Source organism: Aeromonas genomosp. paramedia, from assembly GCF_023093515.1.
Taxonomy (GTDB): Bacteria; Pseudomonadota; Gammaproteobacteria; order Enterobacterales; family Aeromonadaceae; genus Aeromonas.
On sequence record NZ_JAAROG010000028.1, the window covers coordinates 128,050 to 128,536 of the forward strand.

The window sequence follows — 487 nt, forward strand, 5'->3', positions numbered from 1 at the left end:
CTCAACTGTACTGTGGCTATTAACCTAGCCCTTCGTCTGCTTCTTCCTTATATAGGTATTCCTCTTCTGCGAGGCGAGCCTTCATTTACCTGGTGCAGGGGGTGTAAGTACCAACAAGATGCAGAGACCTATACAAGGAACGCTGCCAACTTGCTCCTAACTTAGGTTCATTTTGTGGATAAGTTTGTATAAAAGCTGTGCTTAGTTATGAATAACTAAAAAATTGCCATTTTTTGCAATTTTATTGCCTTGAGGGGCTTGCCAGAAAGTTTCAGCTCCCTATAATGCGCCTCCATCGACAGGGCAAGCGGCAACGCAGAAAACCAAGTCGATAGCCTCGAAAAGCCTTTGAAAATAAGGCTTGACTCGAGAAGGCGGTTGAGTAGAATTCCACTCCCGCAGCAACACATTGTTGCGTCGCTCTTTAACAATTTGAATCAAGCAATCTGTGTGGGCACTCACAGCATCGAACATCAAAAACAATTTT

At 43.9% G+C, this 487-nt stretch carries 1 protein-coding gene; it reads right to left on the reverse strand.

Annotated features, from left to right (window positions below):
* Positions 1–279 precede the first annotated feature (279 nt).
* Positions 280–487, reverse strand: a 208-nt coding sequence (locus HB860_RS20085; RefSeq protein WP_247627723.1) for a hypothetical protein, incomplete at its 5' end; no start/stop codon positions are given.